21 protein-coding genes are annotated in these 24,699 nt (G+C 62.1%); 16 read left to right on the top strand and 5 right to left on the bottom strand.

Annotated elements, in window-relative coordinates; genetic code table 11:
• Positions 1 to 59 precede the first annotated feature (59 nt).
• The 5 genes from CKW35_RS09480 (at position 60) to gltS (ending at position 5,455) form a co-directional block, all read left to right on the top strand.
• A complete protein-coding gene (locus tag CKW35_RS09480) occupies positions 60 to 1,070 on the top strand; it encodes an ornithine carbamoyltransferase (protein ID WP_016485079.1) in 1,011 nt (336 codons plus the stop codon).
• Between the two features lie 103 nt (positions 1,071 to 1,173).
• Positions 1,174 to 2,103: a carbamate kinase gene (gene arcC, locus CKW35_RS09485; RefSeq protein WP_016485078.1), complete on the top strand. Its 930-nt coding sequence runs from the start codon at positions 1,174 to 1,176 to the stop codon at positions 2,101 to 2,103.
• A 56-nt stretch (positions 2,104 to 2,159) separates the two neighbouring features.
• Positions 2,160 to 2,528, top strand: coding sequence for a DUF5064 family protein (locus CKW35_RS09490; RefSeq protein WP_016485077.1), 369 nt, complete (start codon positions 2,160 to 2,162; stop codon positions 2,526 to 2,528).
• 85 nt (positions 2,529 to 2,613) lie between these two features.
• Complete coding sequence (locus CKW35_RS09495; protein ID WP_023046961.1) at positions 2,614 to 4,122, top strand: sigma-54-dependent transcriptional regulator; 1,509 nt, start codon at positions 2,614 to 2,616, stop codon at positions 4,120 to 4,122.
• 127 nt (positions 4,123 to 4,249) lie between these two features.
• Complete coding sequence (gene gltS / locus CKW35_RS09500) at positions 4,250 to 5,455, top strand: sodium/glutamate symporter (protein WP_016485075.1); 1,206 nt, start codon at positions 4,250 to 4,252, stop codon at positions 5,453 to 5,455.
• Between the two features lie 58 nt (positions 5,456 to 5,513).
• On the opposite strand, the gene CKW35_RS09505 is transcribed toward gltS, so the two are convergent.
• Positions 5,514 to 6,005, bottom strand: coding sequence for a RidA family protein (locus tag CKW35_RS09505; protein WP_016485074.1), 492 nt, complete (start codon positions 6,003 to 6,005; stop codon positions 5,514 to 5,516).
• A gap of 78 nt (positions 6,006 to 6,083) precedes the next feature.
• Positions 6,084 to 7,475 (bottom strand): FAD-binding oxidoreductase, encoded by a 1,392-nt coding sequence (locus CKW35_RS09510; protein WP_200867648.1) that lies wholly within the window; start codon positions 7,473 to 7,475, stop codon positions 6,084 to 6,086.
• Between the two features lie 700 nt (positions 7,476 to 8,175).
• On the opposite strand from CKW35_RS09510, the gene gcvH reads away from it, so the two are divergent.
• From gcvH to CKW35_RS09540, 6 genes are all read left to right on the top strand, one after another.
• The gene (gene gcvH / locus CKW35_RS09515) at positions 8,176 to 8,559 is read left to right on the top strand and encodes a glycine cleavage system protein GcvH (protein WP_016485072.1); all 384 of its coding nucleotides are present in this window, start codon (positions 8,176 to 8,178) and stop codon (positions 8,557 to 8,559) included.
• An 11-nt stretch (positions 8,560 to 8,570) separates the two neighbouring features.
• Positions 8,571 to 11,426 carry an aminomethyl-transferring glycine dehydrogenase gene (gene gcvP / locus CKW35_RS09520; RefSeq protein WP_016485071.1) on the top strand — a complete coding sequence of 952 codons (2,856 nt, stop codon included), beginning with the start codon at positions 8,571 to 8,573 and terminating at the stop codon, positions 11,424 to 11,426.
• 108 nt (positions 11,427 to 11,534) lie between these two features.
• Positions 11,535 to 12,911 (top strand): L-serine ammonia-lyase, encoded by a 1,377-nt coding sequence (locus CKW35_RS09525; RefSeq protein ID WP_016485070.1) that lies wholly within the window; start codon positions 11,535 to 11,537, stop codon positions 12,909 to 12,911.
• 27 nt (positions 12,912 to 12,938) lie between these two features.
• A complete protein-coding gene (gene gcvT, locus CKW35_RS09530; RefSeq protein ID WP_060517597.1) occupies positions 12,939 to 14,060 on the top strand; it encodes a glycine cleavage system aminomethyltransferase GcvT in 1,122 nt (373 codons plus the stop codon).
• Between the two features lie 356 nt (positions 14,061 to 14,416).
• Entirely contained in the window at positions 14,417 to 14,629 is a 213-nt protein-coding gene (locus CKW35_RS09535) for a cold-shock protein (RefSeq protein ID WP_016485068.1), read from the top strand.
• Positions 14,630 to 14,724: 95 nt separating this feature from the next.
• Positions 14,725 to 15,213, top strand: coding sequence for an RDD family protein (locus CKW35_RS09540; protein WP_023046957.1), 489 nt, complete (start codon positions 14,725 to 14,727; stop codon positions 15,211 to 15,213).
• A 90-nt stretch (positions 15,214 to 15,303) separates the two neighbouring features.
• On the opposite strand, the gene lptG is transcribed toward CKW35_RS09540, so the two are convergent.
• Together lptG and lptF are read right to left on the bottom strand one after the other, a co-directional pair.
• A complete protein-coding gene (lptG, locus tag CKW35_RS09545) occupies positions 15,304 to 16,365 on the bottom strand; it encodes an LPS export ABC transporter permease LptG (RefSeq protein WP_016485066.1) in 1,062 nt (353 codons plus the stop codon).
• Positions 16,358 to 17,473 carry an LPS export ABC transporter permease LptF gene (lptF, locus tag CKW35_RS09550; protein WP_016485065.1) on the bottom strand — a complete coding sequence of 372 codons (1,116 nt, stop codon included), beginning with the start codon at positions 17,471 to 17,473 and terminating at the stop codon, positions 16,358 to 16,360. Before lptF ends, lptG begins: the two co-directional genes overlap by 8 nt.
• Before the next feature lie 301 nt (positions 17,474 to 17,774).
• Between lptF and CKW35_RS09560 the strand changes: the two genes are divergently transcribed.
• From CKW35_RS09560 to rlmF, 5 genes are all read left to right on the top strand, one after another.
• Positions 17,775 to 19,268, top strand: a complete 1,494-nt coding sequence (locus CKW35_RS09560; protein WP_016485063.1) for a leucyl aminopeptidase — start codon at positions 17,775 to 17,777, stop codon at positions 19,266 to 19,268.
• Positions 19,269 to 19,318: 50 nt separating this feature from the next.
• Positions 19,319 to 19,747 carry a DNA polymerase III subunit chi gene (locus CKW35_RS09565; protein WP_024717624.1) on the top strand — a complete coding sequence of 143 codons (429 nt, stop codon included), beginning with the start codon at positions 19,319 to 19,321 and terminating at the stop codon, positions 19,745 to 19,747.
• Between the two features lie 5 nt (positions 19,748 to 19,752).
• A complete protein-coding gene (locus CKW35_RS09570; RefSeq protein WP_016485061.1) occupies positions 19,753 to 20,118 on the top strand; it encodes a hypothetical protein in 366 nt (121 codons plus the stop codon).
• A 185-nt stretch (positions 20,119 to 20,303) separates the two neighbouring features.
• Positions 20,304 to 23,150, top strand: coding sequence for a valine--tRNA ligase (locus tag CKW35_RS09575; RefSeq protein ID WP_016485060.1), 2,847 nt, complete (start codon positions 20,304 to 20,306; stop codon positions 23,148 to 23,150).
• A gap of 172 nt (positions 23,151 to 23,322) precedes the next feature.
• Positions 23,323 to 24,276, top strand: coding sequence for a 23S rRNA (adenine(1618)-N(6))-methyltransferase RlmF (gene rlmF, locus CKW35_RS09580; protein ID WP_016485059.1), 954 nt, complete (start codon positions 23,323 to 23,325; stop codon positions 24,274 to 24,276).
• 51 nt (positions 24,277 to 24,327) lie between these two features.
• Here the strand turns inward: rlmF and CKW35_RS09585 are convergent, their stop codons facing one another.
• Positions 24,328 to 24,609, bottom strand: coding sequence for an HU family DNA-binding protein (locus CKW35_RS09585; RefSeq protein ID WP_023046954.1), 282 nt, complete (start codon positions 24,607 to 24,609; stop codon positions 24,328 to 24,330).
• Between the last annotated feature and the right edge of the window lie 90 nt (positions 24,610 to 24,699).

Genomic DNA, 24,699 nt, shown 5'->3' on the forward strand with positions numbered 1-24,699 from the left:
ACCCGGCCGCGCCCACAAAGCGCCGGCCGGGACACTACCGGACTCAAGGAGAAGCAATCATGGCGTTCAACATTCACAACCGCAACCTGCTCAGCCTGGAACACCACACCACCCGCGAGCTGCGCTACCTGCTGGACCTGTCCCGCGACCTCAAGCGTGCAAAGTACACCGGTACCGAGCAGCAGCACCTGAAGGGCAACAACATTGCGCTGATCTTCGAAAAAACCTCCACCCGTACCCGCTGCGCCTTCGAAGTCGCTGCCTACGACCAAGGTGCCAACGTCACCTATATCGACCCCAACTCTTCGCAGATCGGCCACAAGGAGAGCATGAAAGACACCGCTCGCGTGCTTGGGCGCATGTATGACGCGATCGAGTACCGGGGTTTCAAGCAGGAAATCGTCGAAGAGCTGGCCAAGTTCGCTGGTGTGCCGGTATTCAACGGCCTGACTGACGAATACCACCCGACCCAGATGATTGCCGACGTGCTGACCATGCGCGAGCACAGCGACAAGCCGCTGCACGACATCAGCTACGCCTATCTGGGCGACGCCCGCAACAACATGGGCAACTCGCTGCTGCTGATTGGCGCCAAGCTCGGCATGGATGTGCGCATCGCCGCGCCCAAGGCACTGTGGCCGCATGACGACCTGGTCGAGCGCTGCAAGAAGTACGCTGAGGAAAGCGGCGCCCGCATCACCCTCACCGAAGACCCGAAAGCGGCGGTCAAGGGTGTGGACTTTGTTCATACCGACGTGTGGGTTTCGATGGGCGAGCCGATCGAAGCCTGGGGTGAGCGCATCAAGCAGCTCAAGCCTTACCAGGTGAATGCCGAGTTGATGAAGTCCACCGGCAACCCGCGGACCAAGTTCATGCACTGCCTGCCGGCGTTCCATAACTCCGACACCAAGGTCGGCAAGCAGATTGCCGAACAGTACCCGGACTTGGCCAACGGCATCGAAGTGACTGACGACGTGTTCGAGTCGCCGGCCTGCATCGCCTTCGAGCAGGCGGAAAACCGCATGCACACCATCAAGGCGATTCTGGTTTCGACCCTGGCTGACCTCTGACAATCGCCCCGCGCCTGGGGGCAGGCTTCGCCGGTGATCGCCGGCAAGCCAGCTCCCACAAAGGATCGAGGTGCTCACCCCATCTGCGTAAAGGACATTCCCCATGCGTATCGTTGTTGCATTGGGCGGCAACGCCCTGCTGCGTCGCGGCGAGCCCATGACCGCTGACAACCAGCGCGCCAATATCCGCACCGCCACCGAACAGATCGCCAAGATCCACCCTGGCAACGAACTGGTCATTGCCCACGGCAACGGCCCGCAAGTCGGCCTGCTGTCGCTTCAGGCCCTGTCCTACAAGCCTGACGAGGCCTACCCGCTGGACGTGCTGGGTGCCGAAACCGAAGGCATGATCGGCTACATGATCGAACAGGAACTGGGCAACCTGCTGGATTTCGAGGTGCCATTCGCCACCCTGCTGACCCAGGTGGAAGTGGACGCCAACGACCCCGCCTTCAAGGACCCGACCAAGTTCATTGGCCCGGTCTACAGCAAGGAAGAGGCCGAGCGCCTGGCCAAAGAGAAAGGCTGGGTGGTCAAGGCCGATGGCGACAAGTACCGCCGTGTGGTGGCCAGCCCGAAACCCAAGCGCATCTTTGAAATCCGCCCGATCAAGTGGCTGCTGGAAAAGAGCAGCATCGTGATTTGCGCAGGCGGTGGCGGCATCCCCACCATGTACGATGAAAACCGCAAGCTCAAGGGCATTGAAGCGGTGATCGACAAAGACCTGTGCTCTGCACTGCTGGCCGAGCAATTGGAAGCCGACCTTCTGATTATCGCCACCGACGTCGACGCGGCCTACATTGACTGGGGCAAGCCCACGCAAAAAGCCATTGCCCAGGCCCATCCGGACGAACTCGAGCGCCTTGGCTTCGCCGCAGGCTCCATGGGGCCAAAAGTGCAAGCTGCCAGTGACTTTGCCCGCAACACCGGCAAGGTGGCAGTGATCAGTTCGCTGGAAAACATTGAAGACATTGTCAAAGGTACTGCTGGCACACGGGTCTCCACCGAGAAGCCTGGGATCAGCTACCGTTGAATGCAGTTGGCGGGTGCCTGGCGCCCGCCGTTTTCGACCTTCCAAAGGAGCTAGCCATGGCCCATTATGAACCTGGTCATGTACATATCGAGCGCTCTGCGCTGAACAGTGCCGACCACAGCTATGACCTGAACATCGACTACGAGGCAGCGTCGGACCCCAAGGAAGGCAGAGGCATTCAGTTCCGCATGCATGGCAGCATCGAAGGCAAGCCGGTGGAAGAAAAGTTCTTCCTCGCCAAGGACCAGGTATTGCCCAGCTTCCTCATGCTGCTGACCCGCAAGGCTCAGTCATATCTCGCGCCGCCGAAAAAATTCGAGACACTGAGTTCGCCGCACAAGCTCTATGACGATATGTTCGCGGACATTCGCGAAAAGCTTGACGTGAAATCGGGCGACCCCATCAAGCCTGAACATCTGGAGTGATTTCGCGTACTTGGGGCTGCTGCGCAGCCCCGGCGATGTTAAGGCATACTACCGCCCTCCCCGGCCACCACCTTGCCCCTCCCCAATGCGCATCCATGTCAGCTTCATCGACCGCGTCGGCATCACCCAGGAAGTCCTCGCCCTGCTCGGTGCCCGCAACCTCAACCTGGACGCGGTGGAGATGGTCCCGCCGAACGTTTACATCGATGCTCCCACCCTCAGCCCTGCCGTGCTCGAAGAACTGCATGACGCACTGTTCGAGGTGCAGGGCGTGCAATCGGTGGACGTGGTCGACATCCTCCCCGGCCAGCGCCGCCACCTGCAGCTCGACGCCCTGCTGGCGGCGATGAGCGACCCGGTACTGGCCGTGGACAGCGCAGGCCTGGTGCTGCTGGCCAACCCGGCGCTGATCGCCCTGTGCGGCCGCGAATCCGCCGGGCGTTCGGTGGGCGAACTGTTTGGCGACCCCGCGCTGCTGCAGGCGCTGCTGGACAACAACTTCCACCTGCCCATGCGCGAAATGCAGCTCAACGGCCAAAGCCTGCTGCTGGACGCCATGCCGATCACCAACGCAGGTGGCCTGCTCACGCTCTACCCGCCCACGCGCATGGGCGAGCGCCTGTCGGCCCTGCACCACGACCATGCCGAAGGCTTCGATGCCCTGCTCGGCGAGTCGCCCGCCATCCGCACGCTCAAGGCCCGCGCCCTGCGCGTGGCGGCGCTCGATGCACCGCTGCTGGTGCACGGCGAAACCGGCACTGGCAAAGAGCTGGTCGCCCGCGCCTGCCACGCCATCAGCAGCCGCCACGCCGCCCCGTTCCTCGCCCTGAACTGCGCCGCACTGCCCGAGAGCCTGGCCGAGAGCGAGCTGTTTGGTTATGCACCCGGTGCCTTCACCGGCGCGCAACGCGGTGGCAAGCCCGGGCTGATGGAACTGGCCAACCAGGGCACGGTGTTCCTCGATGAAATTGGCGAAATGTCACCCTACCTGCAGGCCAAGCTGCTGCGTTTTCTCAGCGATGGCAGCTTCCGCCGGGTGGGCGGCGACCGCGAAGTGAAGGTGGATGTGCGCATCATCAGTGCCACCCACCGCGACCTGGAGCGCATGGTCGCCGAAGGCAGCTTCCGCGAAGACCTGTTCTACCGCCTCAACGTGCTCAACCTGCAGGTACCGCCACTGCGTGACAGGGGCCAGGACATCCTGATGCTGGCGCACTTCTTCATGCAGCAGGCCTGCACGCAGATCCAGCGCCCAGCCTGCCGGCTGACCCCGGCCACCCATTCGGCACTGCTGGCCAACCCGTGGCCGGGCAATGTGCGTCAACTGCAAAACGTAATCTTCCGCGCTGCGGCCATCTGCGAGGGCAACCTGGTGGATATCGGCGACCTGGACATCGCCGGCACCTCGGTGGCAAGAGGGCAGGACGGTGAAGTGGCCAGCCTGGAACAGGCCGTGGGTGATTTCGAGCGCGAACTGTTACAGCGCCTGTATGCCAGTTACCCGTCGACGCGTCAGCTGGCCGGGCGCTTGCAAACTTCGCATACCGCTATTGCCCAGCGGCTGCGTAAATATGGAATACCCGGAAAACTTTGATACGCGTCGTCAAAGCCGACAGCTCATTCAGAATTTTCCTAGCCGCTTGGCCGCAATTGACTGGCGTGCTCGCCGTAGAATGATGACATCGTTATTTCGCATGTCACCTTGAACGAAGAGTACCCTGATGTTTGAACTCGATTTTTACGGGACACTTGTAGCCGCCTCCCTGGTATTGCTACTGGGGCGCGGGCTGGTCGCACGCATTGGTTTCCTGCGCGCTTACAATATCCCGGAACCTGTTGCAGGCGGATTGGTAGTGGCCTTGGCGCTCTTGGCATTGCGCAGTTTCGATGTACAGGTCCAGTTTGATACCTCATTGCAGACACCGTTGATGCTGGCGTTCTTCGCCACCATCGGCCTGAGTGCAGACTTCGCCAGCCTGAAGAAGGGCGGCCGTGTGGTCGCTGTGTTCCTGCTGGTGGTGACTGGCTTGCTGCTGGTGCAGAACGCCATGGGCATAGGCCTGGCAACGGCATTGGGGCTCGACCCATTGCTGGGCCTGCTGGCTGGTTCGATCACCCTGTCCGGGGGTCACGGCACGGGCGCCGCCTGGGGCGCCACGTTCACTGAAAAGTTTGGGGTGGCTTCGGCTTCCGAACTGGCGATGGCCTCTGCCACCTTCGGCCTGGTACTGGGCGGCTTGATTGGTGGCCCGGTTGCCAGGTTGCTGATCAAGCGGGTAAAGACGCAGGGGGTGGAAGAAGAAGTTCCACATCTGCCAAAAGGCTTTGAACAGCCGAATAAAGAGCGTCTGATCACCTCTTTTTCATTTATCGAAACGCTGGCACTGATTGCCGTCAGTTTGCTGGCCGGTACATTACTGAATGGAGTATTGAGAGGCACGGCATTCGAACTGCCGACATTCGTTTGTGTACTCTTCGTGGGCGTACTGCTGCGCAACGGGCTTTCGGCATTCGGCTTTTATCGTGTGTTCGAACGAGAAGTTTCGGTGCTGGGCAATGTCAGTCTGTCCCTGTTCCTGGCCATTGCCTTGATGTCGCTCAAGTTGTGGGACCTGGCGGCACTGGCCTTACCGTTCTTTGCGTTGCTGGCCGCGCAAACGCTGGTCATGGCACTGTTTGCGATCTTCGTGACATTCCGGGTGATGGGCCGCAACTATGATGCGGCAGTGCTGGCGGCCGGGCACTGTGGCTTCGGCCTGGGTGCAACGCCGACGGCCATTGCCAACATGCAAGCAGTGACCCAGCGCTATGGCGCCTCGCACATCGCCTTCCTGGTAGTGCCGATGGTGGGCGCGTTCTTCATCGACATCATCAATGTCATCGTGATCAAGCTGTACTTGGCATTGCCCTTGTTTATCGCGGGGTAACTCAGCCAACCCTGTTGCTGGCCGTCCTGGGCGTTGGCCCAGGACGAAGCACATCCGCTCAGGGACGAACCGCTGTAACTTCGATCTCAACGCGCCAGGCCGGGTGTGCCAGGCCCGCAATCTGGAACGCGGAACGCGCGGGCAGAACCGGCTGTTTGGCGGCAGGCCCGAAGAACTGGGTATAGCCGGCCATGAAACCGTCAAAATCCATTTTGCCGCCGTTCTCTGGCCCACCCACCAGGAACACTTGCATCTTCACCACATCCGTGAGGCCAAGACCCAGTTCTTTCAGTTGCTGCTGAATGTTTTCAAGCACATTGATGGTTTGTGCCTTGGTGTCACCGTGGGCTTCCAGTGACTCCTTGGGTGCATCGGGATGGATAACCGACGGGACCGAACCACTCAGGTAGATGACCGTCTTGCCCGCGGGGACTTCTACAGCTGACGAGATCGGGAAACTGCCTGCGCCATGGCGCACGATATCTTGTGCATGGGCGCTGCCGATACCGGCCAATGCCAGTGCAACCACGGTGTTCAAAGCGACTTTCATGGTGTTCTCCTGAAAAGTACCAAGCATGTGCACGCATGGATGATGCGCACACGGGTCATTCCATTGCGCCAGGTGCGCTTAGAATCGATACAGGCTGAAGGGTTTCGGGTCCAGCACGGGCGCCTTGCCAAGCAGCAAATCGGCCGACAGCTCGGACGACACCGGGCTCTCCGTCATTCCCCAGCCGGTTGCGGTGTTGAGGACCAGCCCCGGGTACTCGTTGACCTGCGAAATGATGGGGTTCTCATCCGGAGCAATGGCCATCGCACCGCTCCACTGATCGATCAGCTTCGCATCACTGAAGGCAGGGAACTCGACCTTGAGTTTTTCCAGAGATGCATTCAGCTCCGGAAGGTCCGGGGCCGCCGTCATCAGCCGGTTTTTCTCGAAAGGCGAAACTTCGTCCAGCCTCCAGTGGGTTGGCTGAATGAACGAATCAATGAGCTGCTTGTTGAGCGAGATGTGCACCGGGAAGTCCGGGATGGCCAGCAGAGGCAGGTACTTGTAGCCGTACATGAACGACTCTTTCACTACCGGGGCAACCACGACGCGTGGCGAAGTGGCGTAGGTACCGTCGGCCTGCTCACGGAAGTAGATATTCCCCGGCAATGCAACGTTGCCGCCGGGTGCACGGGGGGCCGCACTGATGATTTGCTGGGACTGGTAAGCGGGCAAGGTCGGCACATCGACCCCCAGGTTCTGCATGAACAGCCTGGACCAAGCCCCACCCGCCACGATCACCCGCGAAGTCCGGATGGCGCCCTTCTCGGTCACCACATCAGAGATGGCTCCCGCCTGGGTCTCCAGCCCTCTTGCGGCGCAGTGGGTGTAGATACGCACGCCCATTTTCTTGGCGTACTCCGCCATGACAAACGATGCGCGCTCGGCATCGAGGCTACCGGAATCTTCTTCGAAACCCGCGACCTTCCAGTTTGACGATGCTCCACGCAGGCGCTGTTCAAGTTCATTGCCCTGGATGATTCGCGTGTTGAACGGTATATCCGCTGCCACTTCACGGCCTTTGCTATCGATCCACTGCCTGACGCCTTCCAGGTCCTCTTCATCGAACGGCACTTCCACCCGACCTTGCGTGCGATAGCTGGTATCTGCACCCACTTTGGCATTCATTTCACGCCAACGTTGCTTGGCAAGATGGTGCAACTGGAAAGTTGCGTCCGGCATCTTGTAGGTCATCACCTGACCATAAAACCTGCACGACTGCTCGCCGGCAATTTCACCTTTTTCAACGACAACTACGGAAAGGCCACGTTCGACCAGGTTGATCGCCGTCATGAGCCCAAGAATGCCCGCGCCAACGACGACTACATCCGCCTGCTTGGGCAGCTCTCCCTCAGTGCCCCCTACAAAACCAAACCGTGGTTTGCCGGGGATCAGCCTGCCTTCGCGCGTCAGCAGGGGGGTCAGAATCCCCGCGCCCCCCGCAACAGCCAAGACGCCACCGCCGATCAAAAACTTACGCCTCGTCATTCCCATGACACTTTCCTTTCCTGGTATCCGGTGTTGGTTGCATCAGCCCAGACGGCGAGACACCTGGTTGCCCGACAGCCTTCCTGACCCACTTTGCGGGCCAGGCAGTCAGGCTGAGCATTAACATTCAAGGGGGGCGATTCTGGTGATGCACCCGTGCCGGTTAAATCGCAGCGGGCAAATAATTAGTTCAGCGATTTGCAAACTAATATGCAGGAGACATAAATAGTTGAGATCGCGACACCGCATCTTTACCTGATCAACTTGACTTCGCAACACGCATCAGGATTAGTTTAGTTGGTGCAATAACCTCATTAAAAAGCCGGTTATTTGAAACTTATTAATTCCGCCGCTTGGGTCAAACTTGTGTTCCTAGAATTGATATGCGGTGGTTCCAGCGACAGCCCGTGAAACCATGGGTGTATCGATTTAAATACACCGTATCGAAATCAGTACAACCCCGTTAGAAAGCGGCTGCGCAAGGGTTTGATCCCCAAACGCTTTTTTATGCTTCGCCATCTGTAGCGTTCTCGTTCCACAAGAACCTCAAGGCGAACGCAAAAAACCAATAACTTGTTGTTTTATATATATTTTTTGTGATTGGCCGCGTTTTTGCTAAGGGAATACCAACCCAAGAGCGCGGACCCACCGCGCCCAACGCCCTGCTTCCCGAGGATTCCCCATGAGCGAGTTGCGTTTCACTGAAGATCACGAATGGCTGCGCGTCGAAGCCGATGGCAGCGTCACCGTGGGTATCACCGCCTACGCGCAGAACGCCCTTGGCGATGTGGTGTTCGTGCAACTGCCAGAGTTGCAGCAGTATGAAAAAGGCAGCGAAGCGTCCACCGTCGAATCGGTCAAGGCCGCCAGCGGCGTGTATATGCCCCTGGCCGGTGAAGTGGTCGAGGTCAACGGCCAGCTCGAAAGCAGCCCTGAACTGGTCAACGAAGACCCGATGGGCGAAGGCTGGTTCTTCCGCTTCAACCCGGCCGACAGGAGCGAAGTCACCGCCCTGCTCGACCAGGACGCCTACGACCGCCTTATCAAAGCCAACGACGACGCCTGAGGAGTTCCGCAATGACCATCAACCTCGGTACCGCCAACGAATTCATTGCCCGTCACATCGGCCCGCGCGCCGCTGACGAGCAGGCCATGCTCGCCGCCCTTGGCTTCGACTCGCTGGACGCCATGACCGCCGCAGTCATCCCCGACAGCATCAAGGGCACCAGCGTGCTTGGCTCGCACGATGGCCAGAGCGAAGCCGACGCGCTCGCTGCGCTCAAGGCCATCGCCGGCAAGAACCAGCTGTTCAAAAGCTACATCGGCCAGGGCTACTACAACACCCACACCCCAGCGCCGATCCTGCGCAACCTGCTGGAAAACCCTGCCTGGTACACTGCCTACACCCCGTACCAGCCAGAAATCTCCCAAGGCCGCCTGGAAGCGCTGCTGAACTTCCAGACCCTGATCAGCGACCTGACCGGCCTGCCGATCGCCAACGCCTCCCTGCTCGACGAAGCCACTGCTGCGGCCGAGGCCATGACGTTCTGCAAGCGCCTGTCGAAGAACAAGGCCAGCCACGCCTTCTTCGCCTCCGTGCACTGCCACCCGCAAACCCTCGACGTGCTGCGCACCCGTGCCGAGCCGCTGGGTATCGAGGTGGTGGTCGGTGACGAGCGCGAGCTGGGGGATGTCAGCGCCTTCTTCGGCGCCCTGCTGCAATACCCGGCCAGCAACGGTGAAGTGTTCGACTACCGTGAAGTGGTACAGCGCTTCCACGCCGCCAATGCCCTGGTCGCCGTCGCGGCCGACCTGCTGGCCCTGACCCTGCTGACCCCACCGGGCGAGTTCGACGCCGACGTGGCCATCGGCAGCGCCCAGCGTTTTGGCGTACCACTGGGCTTCGGTGGCCCGCACGCGGCCTACTTCGCCACCCGTGACGCGTTCAAGCGCGACATGCCGGGCCGCCTGGTCGGCGTGTCGATCGACCGCTTCGGCAAAACTGCCCTGCGCCTGGCCATGCAGACCCGCGAGCAGCACATCCGTCGCGAAAAGGCCACCAGCAACATCTGCACCGCCCAGGTGCTGCTGGCCAACATCGCCAGCATGTTCGCCGTTTACCACGGCCCGGCCGGCCTCAAGCGCATTGCCGAGCGTACCCATGCGCTGACCGCGATTCTGGCCGCCGGCCTGAAGGCGCTGGGCGTATCGGTGGTGGGCGGCAGCGCCTTCGACACCCTGACCCTGGCCACCGGCAGTACCACTGCCAGCCTGCATGACAAGGCACGCGCCCAGGGCATCAACCTGCGCCAGGTAGACGCCGCACATGTCGGCCTGTCGCTGGACGAAACCAGCACCCAGGCTGACGTCGAGTCGCTGTGGCAGCTGTTGGGTGGCGAGCAGGCACAGCCTGACTTCAGCGCACTGGCAGCCAGCACCGGCTCCCTGCTGCCGGCTGCCCTGCTGCGCCAGTCGGCCATTCTCGAACACCCGGTATTCAACCGCTATCACAGCGAAACCGAGCTGATGCGCTACCTGCGCCGCCTGGCCGACAAGGACCTGGCACTGGACCGCAGCATGATCCCGCTGGGCTCATGCACCATGAAGCTGAACGCCGCCAGCGAAATGATCCCGGTCACCTGGGCCGAGTTCGGCAACCTGCACCCGTTCGCCCCGGCCGCACAGAGCCAGGGCTACCTGCAGATGACCACCGAGCTGGAAGCCATGCTCTGCGCCGCCACCGGCTATGACGCCGTGTCGCTGCAGCCCAACGCCGGCTCCCAGGGCGAATATGCAGGCCTGCTGGCTATCCGCGCCTACCACCGCAGCCGTGGCGAAGCGCACCGCGACATCTGCCTGATCCCGTCGTCGGCCCACGGCACCAACCCGGCCACCGCACACATGGCTGGCATGCGCGTCGTCGTTACCGCCTGTGACGCCCGCGGCAACGTCGATGTCGAGGACCTGCGCGCCAAGGCCATCGAGCACCGCGAGCGCCTGGCCGCGATCATGATCACCTACCCGTCGACCCACGGTGTGTTCGAAGAAGCGATCGGCGAAATCTGCGCGATCATTCACGATAACGGTGGCCAGGTGTACATCGACGGCGCCAACATGAACGCCATGGTCGGCCTGTGCGCCCCGGGCAAGTTCGGCGGCGATGTGTCCCACCTGAACCTGCACAAGACCTTCTGCATCCCGCACGGTGGTGGCGGCCCGGGCGTTGGCCCGATTGGCGTCAAGTCGCACCTGGCGCCGTTCCTGCCTGGCCACGCGCAGCTGGAAAACACCCAAGGTGCGGTGTGCGCCGCACCGTTCGGCAGCGCCAGCATCCTGCCGATCACGTGGATGTACATCCGCATGATGGGCGGTGCCGGCCTCAAGCGTGCTTCGCAGATGGCCATTCTGAACGCCAACTACATCGCCCGCCGCCTGGAAGAGCACTATCCTGTTCTGTATACCGGTGGCAATGGCCTGGTGGCCCACGAATGCATCCTCGACCTGCGCCCGCTGAAGGACACCAGCGGCATCAGCGTCGACGACGTGGCCAAGCGCCTGATCGACTTCGGCTTCCACGCCCCGACCATGTCCTTCCCGGTGGCCGGCACGCTGATGATCGAACCGACCGAAAGCGAGTCCAAGGAAGAACTGGACCGCTTCTGCGACGCGATGATCCAGATCCGTGAAGAAATCCGTGCGGTCGAGAGCGGTACCGTGGACAAGGACGACAACCCGCTGAAGAACGCTCCGCACACTGCGGCCGAACTGGTTGGCGAATGGGCCCACGGCTACAGCCGCGAACAAGCGGTTTACCCGCTGCCAAGCCTTGTGGAAAGCAAGTACTGGCCGCCGGTTGGCCGGGTCGACAACGTGTTCGGCGACCGCAACCTGGTGTGCGCCTGCCCGTCGATCGAGAGCTATCAGGACGCCTGATTGCGCTCAGGCCCGCTACCTGACTTGAGGTGGACCTCTGTGGGAGCGGGCGCGCCCGCCCCCACAGGCTTCACCGTCCGCCTAATATCCCTGGCTGGAGGAACCACCATGTCACTGAGCGTCTTCGACCTGTTCAAGATCGGCATCGGCCCCTCCAGCTCCCACACGGTCGGCCCGATGCGCGCCGCCGCACGGTTCGCCGAAGGGCTGCGCCGTGATGACCTGCTCACCCGCACCGCCAGCGTCAAGGCCGAGCTGTATGGCTCGCTGGGCGCAACCGGCAAGGGCCACGGCAGCGACAAGGCGGTCTTGCTCGGCCTCGAAGGCGAGCACCCGGACACCGTCGACACCGAATCCATCCCCGCGCGCCTGCAAGTGATCCGCGACAGCGGCCGCCTGCGTGTGCTCGGCGAACACGACATTGCCTTTAACGAGAAACAACACCTGGCAATGATCCGCAAGCCACTGGACTACCACCCCAACGGCATGATCTTCCGCGCCTTCGACGACGCCGGCCTGCAAATCCGCAGCCGCGAATACTACTCGGTGGGCGGTGGTTTCGTGGTCGACGAGGATGCCGCCGGCCACGACCGCATCGTCGAGGACAGCACCGTGCTGCCCTACCCGTTCAAAACCGCCAAGGAACTGCTTGGCCACTGCACCACGCAGAACCTGTCGGTAAGCCAGGTGATGCTGGCCAATGAGGCCGCCTGGCGCCCGGAGGCAGAAACCCGCGCCGGGCTGCTGCGTATCTGGCAAGTGATGCAGGATTGTGTCGATGCCGGCTGCCAGCATGAGGGCATTCTGCCAGGCGGGCTCAAGGTCAAGCGGCGGGCCCCAGCCCTGTACCGCCAGCTGAGCCGTCACCCGGAGGCCAGCCTGCGCGATGCGCTGTCGGTGCTCGACTGGGTCAACCTCTATGCCCTGGCGGTGAACGAGGAAAATGCCAATGGCGGGCGTGTGGTTACCGCGCCCACCAATGGCGCGGCGGGCATCGTCCCGGCGGTGCTGCACTACTACATGCGCTTCGTGCCGGGCGCCAGCGAAGACGGGGTGGTGCGTTTTCTGCTCACCGCCGCAGCCATCGGCATCCTGTACAAGGAGAATGCCTCTATCTCCGGCGCCGAAGTGGGCTGCCAGGGCGAGGTCGGCGTGGCGTGCTCCATGGCGGCGGGGGCACTGTGCGAAGTGATGGGGGGCAGCGTGCAACAGGTGGAGAACGCTGCCGAAATCGGCATGGAACACAACCTGGGCCTGACCTGCGACCCGATCGGCGGCTTGGTTCAGGTGCCCTGCATCGAGCGCAATGCCATGGGCTCGGTGAAGGCGATCAACGCCGTGCGCATGGCCTTGCGCGGCGACGGGCAGCACTTCGTGTCGCTCGACAAGGTCATCCGCACCATGCGCCAGACCGGCGCCGATATGAAAAGCAAATACAAGGAGACCGCCCGCGGCGGTCTTGCCGTCAACATCATCGAATGTTGACCCCACAATAAAACCAAGGAGTCACCGATGTCCGAAACACTGCTCAAGACCCCACTGCACGCCCTGCACCTGGAACTGGGTGCGCGCATGGTGCCGTTCGCCGGCTACGACATGCCGGTGCAGTACCCGCTGGGCGTGCTCAAGGAGCATTTGCACACCCGCGAGCAGGCCGGCCTGTTCGATGTCTCGCACATGGGCCAGATCATCCTGCGCGGTGCCGATGCCGCCAAGGCCCTGGAAAGCCTGGTGCCGGTGGATATCATCGACCTGCCGGTGGGCATGCAGCGCTATGCCATGTTCACCAATGAACAAGGCGGCATCCTTGACGACCTGATGGTTGCCAACCTGGGCGACGATACCCTGTTCCTGGTGGTCAACGCAGCCTGCAAGGACCAGGACCTGGCCCACCTGCAAACACACATCGGGAGCCGTTGCGAGGTGCAGCCGCTGTTCGACCAACGTGCCCTGCTCGCCCTGCAAGGGCCGGCCGCGGTCAAGGTGCTGGAGCGCATGGCCCCGGAAGTGGCCGGCATGACCTTCATGCAGTTCCGGCCGGTAAAACTGCTGGGTGAAGACTGCTTCGTCAGCCGCTCAGGCTACACCGGCGAAGACGGCTACGAAATTTCGGTACCGGTCCATGCCGCCGACGCCTTGGCCCGCAGCCTGCTGGCCGAGCCCGAAGTACAGCCCATTGGCCTGGGCGCGCGGGACTCGCTGCGCCTGGAAGCCGGCCTGTGCCTGTATGGCCATGACATGAATACCGAAACGACCCCGATCGAAGCCAGCCTGCTGTGGGCGATTTCCAAGGTGCGCCGTGCCGACGGTGCACGTGCTGCCGGCTTCCCCGGCGCCGAAGCGATCTTTGCCCACCAGCGCGACGGTGTGGCGCGCAAACGTGTTGGCCTGTTGCCCCAGGAGCGCACGCCGGTACGTGAAGGCGCCGATATTGTCGATGCCAACGATAAACCGGTGGGCAAAGTGTGCAGCGGTGGCTTCGGGCCGACACTCGGCGCACCGGTTGCAATGGGTTATGTCGATAATGAACATGCTGCACTCGATACCGCACTGTTTGCCGTAGTGCGTGGCAAGAAGGTTGCCCTGAAGGTCAGCAAAATGCCTTTCGTGGCGCAACGTTACTACCGTGGCTGAAACGGCTTTGTGAAGGTTGCGGTCAGGTTCGAGATATTCGATTTCGAACCTGCCCAATAACTTTTGAACATGGCGCCAGGCCAGGCGCCATGCCGTTTCCGACAATTCGGTCGGTTATCGGCAAGCGGTCGATTTCCCCTGCGGGCAAGGGCTTGTTTTTCGCTCGGGAGTTGGCGTAGAGTCACTGCACTGTGTTTGCATGGGTCGCAACAGTTCGTGACCTGGGCCAGTAGCCGCAATCTGCTACAACCCGTTCGACGTCTCTTACTTTCCTGCAACCCAGCCCAGTAATCTTTTGCTTACAAACAATGCAGAAGAAACTGTCATCAAAAATTAGTTTCATAGGAAATAAGACAATGGCTGAGCGTCAGAGCGGTACCGTCAAGTGGTTCAATGACGAAAAAGGTTACGGCTTCATCACCCCAGAGACCGGTCCGGATCTGTTCGTGCACTTCCGCGCAATCCAAGGTAACGGCTTCAAGAGCCTGAAAGAAGGCCAGAAAGTGACCTTCATTGCTGTGCAAGGCCAAAAGGGCATGCAGGCTGACGAAGTCCAGGCAGAAGGCTGAAACTTCTATAAAAGAGCCCCTGCGTTGACGCGCAGGGGCTTTTTTTTGCTTGCAATTCCATAGAATGAGCCTTTTCCATTCGGAGCTGCCCAGCGATGCCCAAGCCCCACCTTCTCCCACAGGGTGACTTCCCCGCCGCTGGCTTTGGCCGACGACTGGCCGCGATGTTCTACGACTTCCTGCTGTGTACTGCACTGCTGATCGTGACCGCCGGTGCCTACAAGCTGATCCAGATGGCGATCATTGGCGAAGCGCGCATGCGTGAGCTGACCGAGGCCGGTGCACTGGATGGCGACCCGCTACTGTCGACGGTACTGCTGTTCGCCTTGTTCGGCTTCTTTGCCAAGTTCTGGACCCATGGCGGGCAGACGCTGGGCATGCAGGTGTGGGGCGTGCGCGTGCAGAATGCCGATGGCTCAGCCATCAGCCTGTGGCAGGCATTGTTGCGCTTCGTGGTATCCATTGCCTCATGGCTGTGCCTGGGGCTGGGTTTTTTCTGGGTGTTGATCGACAAGCGAAAGCGTGGCTGGCATGACATCTATTCGGAAAGCCAGCTGGTGCGGGTACCGAAGCAAAAGAGATGACTTGAGCGTTGTGTTGCCTGCTCCGGCCATAGGGCCATCAGCCACAAAAAAGCCGACCCTGAGGTCGGCTTTTTCATGCAGCTCAGGCCATCAACCCGCCCGACGCAACAGCCAGACACCGGCCAAGGCACAGATCCCCGCCGGGATCACCACCGCCAGCAGCGGCGGGAAGCCGAACACCTGGCTAGAAGGCCCCAGCAGGTCCTGGGCAATACGGAACACGAAACCCACCAGCACACCGGTGAACACACGCTGGCCCAGGGTGACCGAACGCAGCGGGCCGAAGATGAACGAGATCGCCATCAGCACCAGCGCCGCGGTAACCATCGGCTGCAGCACCTTGGTCCAGAACGCCAACCAGTAACGGGCATTGTTCAGGCCTTGGTCGGACAGGTAGTGGATGTAATCCCACAACCCGGTAATGGACAGCGACTCCGGCGCCAGGATCACGGTATTGAGCAGTTCTGGCGTGAGCGAAACGTCCCAGCGCTCCTGCGGCGCGCCGACCACTTCGGTGTGGTCGCCACGGAAGTAGGTGGTACGCACGTCGGCGAGCAGCCAGTGGTCGTTCTGGTACTGCGCGCGGCGGGCGAAGCTTGAGGTGACGATCTTGCGCTCGCTGTCGAAGCGGTAACGGGTCACACCCAGCAGCAGGCCGTTGGGCTGTACGGAGTTGATGTGCACATACTCTTCACCCTGGCGGTGCCACATGCCGCGCTTGGAGCTCTGCGCCTCACCACCGCCCTGGGCCAGGGAACGGTCGGCCTGAGCCTTGTTCTCGGTCACCGGTGCCACGTATTCGCCGATCAGCAGCCCTACCAGCATCAGCACCAGCATCGGCTTCATCACCGCCCAGACGATGCGGCCGATAGACACCCCGGCCGCACGCATGATGGTCAGTTCGCTGCTGCTGGCCAGGCTGCCCAGGCCGATCAGGCAGCCGATCAAGGCCGCCATCGGCAGCATGTCATAGAGCCGCCGGGGTGCTGTCAGCAGGACGAAGTTGCCGGCCTCCATCAACGTGTAGGTATCACTCAGGTCGCCCATCTCGTCGATGAAGGCGAACAGCGAGGCCAGGCCGAGGATGATGCCCAGCACGGCCAGGATGGCCAGCAGCACGCTCTGGCCGATGTAGCGGTCCAGCTTACCCATGGGCCACCTCCGCACGACGGGCGGCACGCTTGAGGCGCAGCGGTTCCCAGTACAACAGGCCAAGGCCGATCAACAGGAACAGGCCGTGGACCCACCACATGCCCAGGCCAATCGGCAATTTGCCCTTCTCGAGGGCGCCACGTACGGAAATCAGCATTGTCAGGTAAGCCATGTACAAAAGAATTGCCGGCAGCAGCTTGAGGAAGCGGCCCTGACGGGGGTTGACCCGGGACAGAGGCACCGCCAGCAAGGTAACGACGAATACCAGGATCGGCAGCGACAACCGCCACTGCAGCTCGGCGCGCTCTCGCAGGCCCTCCTTGCCGATCAGCTCGGAAGTGGGAATGGCTTCGCGCTCGGTCACTTCTTCGGCCACTTCCGGTTTGGGCAGCTGCACGCCATAGGTGTCGTACTTGATCGCACGGTAATCGGCCTGACCAGGATTGCCGTCATAGCGGTAGCCGTTTTCCAGCACCAGGTAGCGGTTACCGTCGGCCTGGATCTCCTGGTGACCTTTTTCAGCGACCAGTACCGACGGGGCACGGTCCTTGGTCTTGTCCTGGTTGAAGCGCTTCTCGGAGATGAACACCCCGGACAGGTTGACGCGGTCGTCCGACAGCTGCTCGGTGTAGGTCACCCGCGAACCGTCACGCAGGGTCTGGAAGCGGCCCGGCACCAAGGTGTCGAACTCGGTCAGCGTGTCCTGCTGGGCAATGATCTGCTGCACCTGGGCAACGCCCAACGGCGCAAGGCTCAGGCTCAGCCAGGCCACCAGCAGGGCAACCAGGGCCGCCGGCGCCATGGTCAGCCCCAACAGGCGCTGCTGGCTCATACCGGTTGCAGACAGCACGGTCATCTCGCTTTCCAGGTACAGCCGCCCGTAAGCCAGCAAAATGCCGAGGAACAGCCCCAGAGGCAGGATCAGTTGCAGGAAACCCGGCAGCCGGAAGCCCATGATCAGGAACAGCACGCCCGGATCGAGCACGCCCTGAGCGGCCTGGGCCAGATATTTGATGAAGCGCCCACTCATGATGATCACCAGCAGCACTGCGCTGACGGCGCTCAAGGTCACCAGGACCTCGCGGGACAGATAACGAAAGACGATCAAACCAGACACTCCTGGGTTGTCAGGGCGGACTGCCATGCAATGGCGCCAAACAATGACTTAGTACAGCCAAGACCAATGCCGGTTCGCCAAAGGCGAACCTCCATGTAAAGTGCGCGCATTATCCTGTGATTGACCGCGCCTGTCACTTGGCCGCGCATGAAGGCGCATATCGGGGTTGTCAGCACGCTTGCCGCAGGCTCAAACTGGCAGCTTTTCCGCTGGCGCGCGACTACGCGGCCAAGCCCGTCCTGAGCGCTGGAACACACAGCGCCACTTGTATCGATCATTCGGGGACCCTGACATGGAACTGGTTGTAAAAAGCGTAGCTGCTGCATCCGTAAAAACTGCCACCCTGGTCATTCCGGTAGGTGAAAACCGCAAGCTTGGCGCCGTTGCCAAGGCGGTCGACCTAGCCAGCGAAGGTGCCATCAGCGCTGTGCTCAAACGCGGCGACCTGGTGGGCAAGCCAGGCCAGACCCTGCTGCTGCAGAACCTGCAGGGCCTGAAAGCTGAGCGCGTGCTGCTGGTGGGCAGTGGCAAGGACGAAGCCCTGGGTGACCGCACCTGGCGCAAACTGGTCGCCAGCGTGGCCGGCGTGCTCAAGGGCCTGAATGGCGCCGATGCCGTGCTGGCCCTGGACGATGTCGCAGTCAACAACCGCGATGCCCACTACGGCAAATACCGCCTGCTGGCAGAAACCCTGCTCGACGGCGAGTACGTGTTCGACCGCTTCAAGAGCCAGAAGGTCGAGCCACGCGCCCTGAAAAAAGTCACCCTGCTGGCCGACAAGGCCGGCCAGGCGGAAGTCGAGCGTGCCGTCAAGCACGCCAGCGCCATTGCCACCGGCATGGCCTTCACCCGCGACCTGGGCAACCTGCCGCCTAACCTGTGCCACCCAAGTTTCCTCGCCGAACAGGCCAAGGACCTGGGCAAGGCGCACAAGGCGCTGAAGGTCGAGGTACTGGACGAAAAGAAGATCAAGGACCTGGGCATGGGCGCGTTCTACGCCGTGGGCCAGGGCAGCGACCAGCCACCGCGCCTGATCGTGCTCAACTACCAGGGCGGCAAGAAGGCTGACAAGCCGTTCGTGCTGGTGGGCAAGGGCATCACCTTCGATACCGGCGGCATCAGCCTCAAGCCAGGCGCCGGCATGGACGAAATGAAGTACGACATGTGCGGCGCTGCCAGCGTGCTCGGCACCCTGCGTGCAGTGCTTGAACTGCAACTGCCAGTCAACCTGGTATGCCTGCTGGCCTGCGCCGAGAACATGCCAAGCGGCGGCGCCACCCGCCCGGGTGACATCGTCACCACCATGAGCGGCCAGACCGTGGAAATTCTCAACACCGACGCCGAAGGCCGCCTGGTGCTGTGCGACACCCTGACCTACGCCGAGCGCTTCAAGCCGCAGGCGGTGATCGACATCGCCACCCTGACCGGCGCCTGCATCGTCGCCCTGGGCAGCCACACCACCGGCCTGATGGGCAACAACGACGACCTGGTCGGCCAGTTGCTCGACGCTGGCAAGCGCGCCGACGACCGTGCCTGGCAATTGCCGCTGTTCGACGAATACCAGGAGCAGCTGGACAGCCCGTTCGCCGACATGGGCAACATCGGCGGGCCGAAGGCCGGGACCATCACCGCAGGCTGCTTCCTGTCGCGCTTCGCCAAGGCCTACAACTGGGCGCACATGGACATCGCCGGTACCGCCTGGATCAGTGGTGGCAAGGACAAGGGCGCCACAGGCCGCCCGGTGCCCCTGCTGACCCAGTACCTGCTGGACCGCGCTGGCGCCTGATGCCGTGAGGCCGGTGGTGTCTAGCGCACCATCGGCCGGCGATGACCACCATGAGCAAAGTCGACTTCTACATCTTGCCCACCGACTCGCTGTCGGCGCGGCTCGATTTCGCCTGCAAACTGTGCGAAAAGGCCTGGCGCCTCGGTCACCGGGTCTATCTGCATTGCCAGGATGCCGAGCAGCGCAACGAGCTGGACCTGCGTTTGTGGCGCTTCAAGGGTGAGGCCTTCGTGCCCCACGACCTGGCCGAGCTGCATGCCGATGCCGGCGTGGCCCTTGGCCTGGATGACAGCGCGGGCGATCACCGCGACCTGCTGATCAACCTGGGGGCCGGCGTGCCGGGCTTCGTCGGCCAGTTCGAGCGCGTGGCCGAAATCGTGGTGGAAGAGCCTGGCATCCGCCAATCCGCCCGTGAACGATTCCGTTTCTACCGCGAACAGGGCTATGCTCTGCAAGACCACCGCTTACAGCGACTTTGACGACGATGGACAAGCCCTCCCCTTTGCCCGACTCCGCCCATCTGCTCGATGACCTCGAGTCGATCCGCCAGCTGCTTGGCGATGCCGACCTGCAACCGCCGCTGCTGACCGAGACGGTGGAGCAGATCCCGTTGCTGCTGGAAGAACCTGCCGGTCACCCTGCACCTGATAGCAAACCGATCGCTGTCGAGCCCGAGGAAGACCCGCAGACCCGCCGGCAGGACACCCTGCTGCACCTGGAAAGCGAGCTGCGCGCAGCGGCGCAGATGATCATGCAGGACGTGATCAACGACTTCACCCCGCATATCGAAAACGAGATCAAGCGCCGGCTGGATGCGCGGATCGAGCGCTTGATCAAGCGAACCGAGTGATATTCCGGGGCCGCTTTGCGGCCCATTCGCGGCACAAGGCCGCTTCTGCAGGCACCGCGATCCCTGTAGGAGCGGCCTTGCGCCGCGAATGGGCTGCAAAGCAGCCCCAGCGGCTGTCGCCTCAACACCCCAGCTTGGTTATACTTCCCGGCTTTCCCGAATAAATGCACAGGGTCCCGCCGCGCATGGATAAGACCTACCAGCCGCACGCCATCGAAACTTCCTGGTACAACACCTGGGAGTCCGAGAACTATTTCGCCCCACAAGGTGCAGGCGAGTCCTACACCATCATGATCCCGCCGCCGAACGTGACCGGCAGCCTGCACATGGGCCACGGGTTCAACAACGCGATCATGGATGCCCTGATCCGTTTCCGCCGTATGCAAGGCCGCGACACCCTCTGGCAGCCAGGTACCGACCACGCCGGTATCGCCACCCAGATGCTGGTCGAGCGCCAGCTCGAAGCCAAGGGCCAGAACCGGCATGACCTGGGCCGCGAAAAGTTCCTGGAAAAGGTCTGGGAATGGAAGGACCAGTCCGGCGGCAACATCAGCCGCCAGATCCGCCGCCTGGGCTCGTCGGTAGACTGGAGCCGCGAGCGCTTCACCATGGACGACGGCCTGTCCGAAGCGGTCAAGGAAGCTTTCGTGCGCCTGCATGAAGACGGCCTGATCTACCGCGGCAAGCGCCTGGTCAACTGGGACACCAAGCTGCACACGGCCATCTCCGACCTCGAAGTGGAAAACCACGACGAAAAAGGCCACCTGTGGAACCTGCGCTACCCGCTCGCCGACGGCGCCAAGACCGCCGAAGGCCTGGACTACCTGGTCGTCGCCACCACCCGTCCGGAAACCCTGCTGGGTGACGCAGCCGTTGCGGTCAACCCGAACGACGAACGCTACCAGGCACTGATCGGCAAGTTCGTCGAACTGCCGCTGGTCGGCCGCCGCATCCCGATCATCGCCGACGACTACTGCGACCCCGAGTTCGGTACCGGCTGCGTGAAGATCACCCCGGCTCACGACTTCAACGACTATGAAGTCGGCAAGCGCCACAACCTGCCACTGCTGAACATCTTCGACAAGAACGCCTTCGTGCTGGCCAGTGCCCAGGCGTTCAACCTCGACGGCAGCGTCAACGAGCAGGTCGACACCCGCCTGCCGGCCCAGTACGCCAACCTCGACCGCTTCGTCGCGCGCAAGCAGATCGTTGCCGACCTGGACGCCCAGGGCCTGCTGGTGAGCATTGACGACCACGCCCTGAAAGTACCGAAAGGTGACCGTTCGGGCACTGTCATCGAGCCGTGGCTGACCGACCAGTGGTACGTTTCCACCAAGCCGCTGGCAGAACCTGCCATCGCTGCCGTGGAAGATGGCCGCATCCAGTTCGTGCCCAAGCAGTACGAGAACATGTACTTCTCCTGGATGCGTGACATCCAGGACTGGTGCATCAGCCGCCAGCTGTGGTGGGGCCACCGCATCCCGGCGTGGTACGACGAGGCCGGCCAGGTCTACGTTGGCCGCGACGAAGCCGAAGTGCGTGCCAAGCACAACCTGGGCGCCGACGTGGCCCTGCGCCAGGACGACGACGTACTCGACACCTGGTTCAGCTCGGGCCTGTGGACCTTCTCCACCCTGGGCTGGCCGGAACAGACCGAGTTCCTCAAGAAGTTCCACTCCACCGATGTGCTGGTAACCGGCTTCGACATCATCTTCTTCTGGGTTGCGCGCATGATCATGCTGACCATGCACCTGATCAAGAACGAAGATGGCACCCCGCAGGTACCGTTCAAGACCGTGTATGTGCACGGCCTGGTACGCGACGGCCAGGGCCAGAAGATGTCCAAGTCCAAGGGCAACGTCCTCGACCCGCTGGACATCGTCGACGGCATTACCCTCGACGCCCTGCTGGAAAAACGCACCAGCGGCATGATGCAGCCCAAGCTGGCCGAGAAAATCGCCAAGCAGACCAAGGCCGAGTTCCCCGAGGGTATCGCCAGCTACGGCACCGACGCCCTGCGCTTCACCTTCTGCTCGCTGGCCTCCACTGGCCGCGACATCAAGTTCGACATGGGCCGCGTCGAAGGCTACCGCAACTTCTGCAACAAGATCTGGAACGCCGCCCGCTATGTGCTGGACAAGGGCGAGGACTGCGGCCAGAACGGCGAAGCCTACGAGCTGTCGCTGGCTGACCGCTGGATCATCTCGCAGCTGCAGCGCACCGAAGCCGAAGTGACCCGCCAGCTGGAGCAGTTCCGCTTCGACCTGGCCAGCCAGGCGCTGTACGAGTTCATCTGGAACCAGTACTGCGATTGGTACCTGGAACTGTCCAAGCCGGTACTGTGGGACGAAAACGCCCCGGTCGAGCGCGCCCGTGGCACCCGCCGCACTTTGGTGCGCGTACTGGAAGTGGCGCTGCGCCTGGCGCACCCGTTCATGCCTTTCATTACCGAAGAAATCTGGCAGCGTATCGCGCCGCTGGCCGGTATCGAAGGCAAGACCATCATGCTGCAGCCTTGGCCAGTGGCCAATGAAGCCCGTATCGACGCGGCTGCCGAAGGCGACATCGAGTGGCTGAAGGAGCTGATGGTCGGCCTGCGCAATATCCGCGCCGAAATGAACATCGGCCCAGGCAAGCCACTGCCGCTGTTCCTGAAGAACGCCAACGCCGACGACCAGCGCCGCCTGCAGGAAAACGAAGCGCTGCTGAAGAAACTGGCCAAGGTCGAGTCGTTCACCGTCCTGGGGGATGCTGATGAGGCGCCGTTGTCGGCCACTGCCTTGGTCGGTGACCTGCAAGTGCTGGTGCCTATGGCTGGCCTGATCGACAAGGATGCCGAGCTGGCGCGCCTGAACAAGGAAATCCAGCGTCTGCAAGGCGAAGTGCAACGCGTGGGCGGCAAGCTCTCCAACGCCGCCTTCGTCGACAAGGCACCGCCTGCGGTGATCGAGAAGGAACGCGCCAAGCTGGCCGAGTCCGAACAGGCCCTCGCCAACTTCACCGAGCAGCATGCGCGGATTGCTGCGCTGTAACTTGACAATGCTGACCTGACCCGCGAGGGCTTTGCCCTCGTTCGCGGCACAAGGCCGCTCCTACAGGGACGGCGCCGGTTTGAAGGGCGCCGCTATCCTGTGGGAGCGGCCTTGTGCCGCGAATGGGCCCACAGCGGCCCTCTGGCCAGCACCTGCAGCACCGGACCCGAGCATGACCCAAAACAAACCCACCTTGCACCCGCGCAACCGCCACCAGGGACGTTACGACTTCCCCAGCCTGATCAAGGCCCACCCTGACCTGGCCCGTTTCACCATTACCAACCCACACGGCAAACCCAGCATCGACTTCGCCAACCCCGAAGCCGTGCGGGTGTTCAACCGTGCCCTGCTCAAGGCCCAGTACGGCATTCAGCACTGGGACATCCCCGCCGACTACCTGTGCCCGCCCATTCCCGGCCGCGCCGACTACATCCACGTGGCCGCCGACCTGTTGGCCGACGACAATGCGGGTGAAATCCCCAAGGGCGCCAAGGTGCGTGCGCTGGATATCGGCGTTGGCGCCAACTGCATCTACCCGCTGCTGGGCTACAGCGACTACCGCTGGCGCTTCCTCGGCTCGGACATCGACCCCGTGGCCCTGGCCTCGGCCAAAGCCATTGTCCAGGCCAATGGCCTGGGCAAGGCCATCACCCTGCGCCAGCAGGCCAACCGCGCGCATATTCTCAGCGGCTTGCTGCAGGACGACGACCGCTTCGACCTGACCCTGTGCAACCCGCCCTTCCATGCCTCGCGCGAGGAAGCCACCCGTGGCAGCCAACGCAAGTGGAAGAACCTGGGCAAGCAGGACCCCAAGCGCAAGCTGCCGGTGCTGAACTTCGGCGGCCAGAACAATGAACTGTGGTGTGAAGGCGGTGAAATCCGCTTTGTCAGCCAACTGGTTGGCGAAAGCGTGCAATACGCCGAGCAGGTGTTGTGGTTCACCAGCCTGGTATCCAAAGCCAGCAACCTGCCGGGTATCGAGGCTGCGCTCAGCAAAGCAGGCGCCAAAGCCGTGCGCATCCATGACATGGGCCAGGGCCAGAAGCAGAGCCGCATGGTCGCCTGGAGCTTCCAGGACGACGCCGCGCGCAAGGCCTGGCACGCCCGGCGTAAAACCCAGGCATGAAAAAACCGCGCCTGGGCAAGCCAGGCGCGGTTTTTGTCAACGCTTCAACAATTACTTGTTGATGGCATCGGTCAGCACTTTGGCTGGAACGAACTTGACGACTTTCTTGGCAGCGATTTCGATGGCAGCGCCAGTCGAAGGGTTGCGGCCGGTACGGGCAGGACGCTCGGAGACTTTCAGCTTGCCGATGCCTGGCAGAGTGATTTCAGCGCCGTTTTCCAGCTGGTCGGCAACGATCTGGCCCAGTTGCTCCAGAGCGTTCTTGGCGGTGGTTTTTGGCGCGGCGATCGATTCGGCGATGTCGGCAATCAGTTGGTCTTTGGTCAATGCCATGGTGGTGTTCCTTCCCTATCAAATTCGATGGTTATGCAGCGAACTACGACGTTATCGGGCCAGCCCCTTACAGTGGAGGGCCGCGCCAAT

Source organism: Pseudomonas sp. Irchel 3F3, from assembly GCF_900187545.1.
Lineage (GTDB): Bacteria > Pseudomonadota > Gammaproteobacteria > Pseudomonadales > Pseudomonadaceae > Aquipseudomonas > Aquipseudomonas fortuita.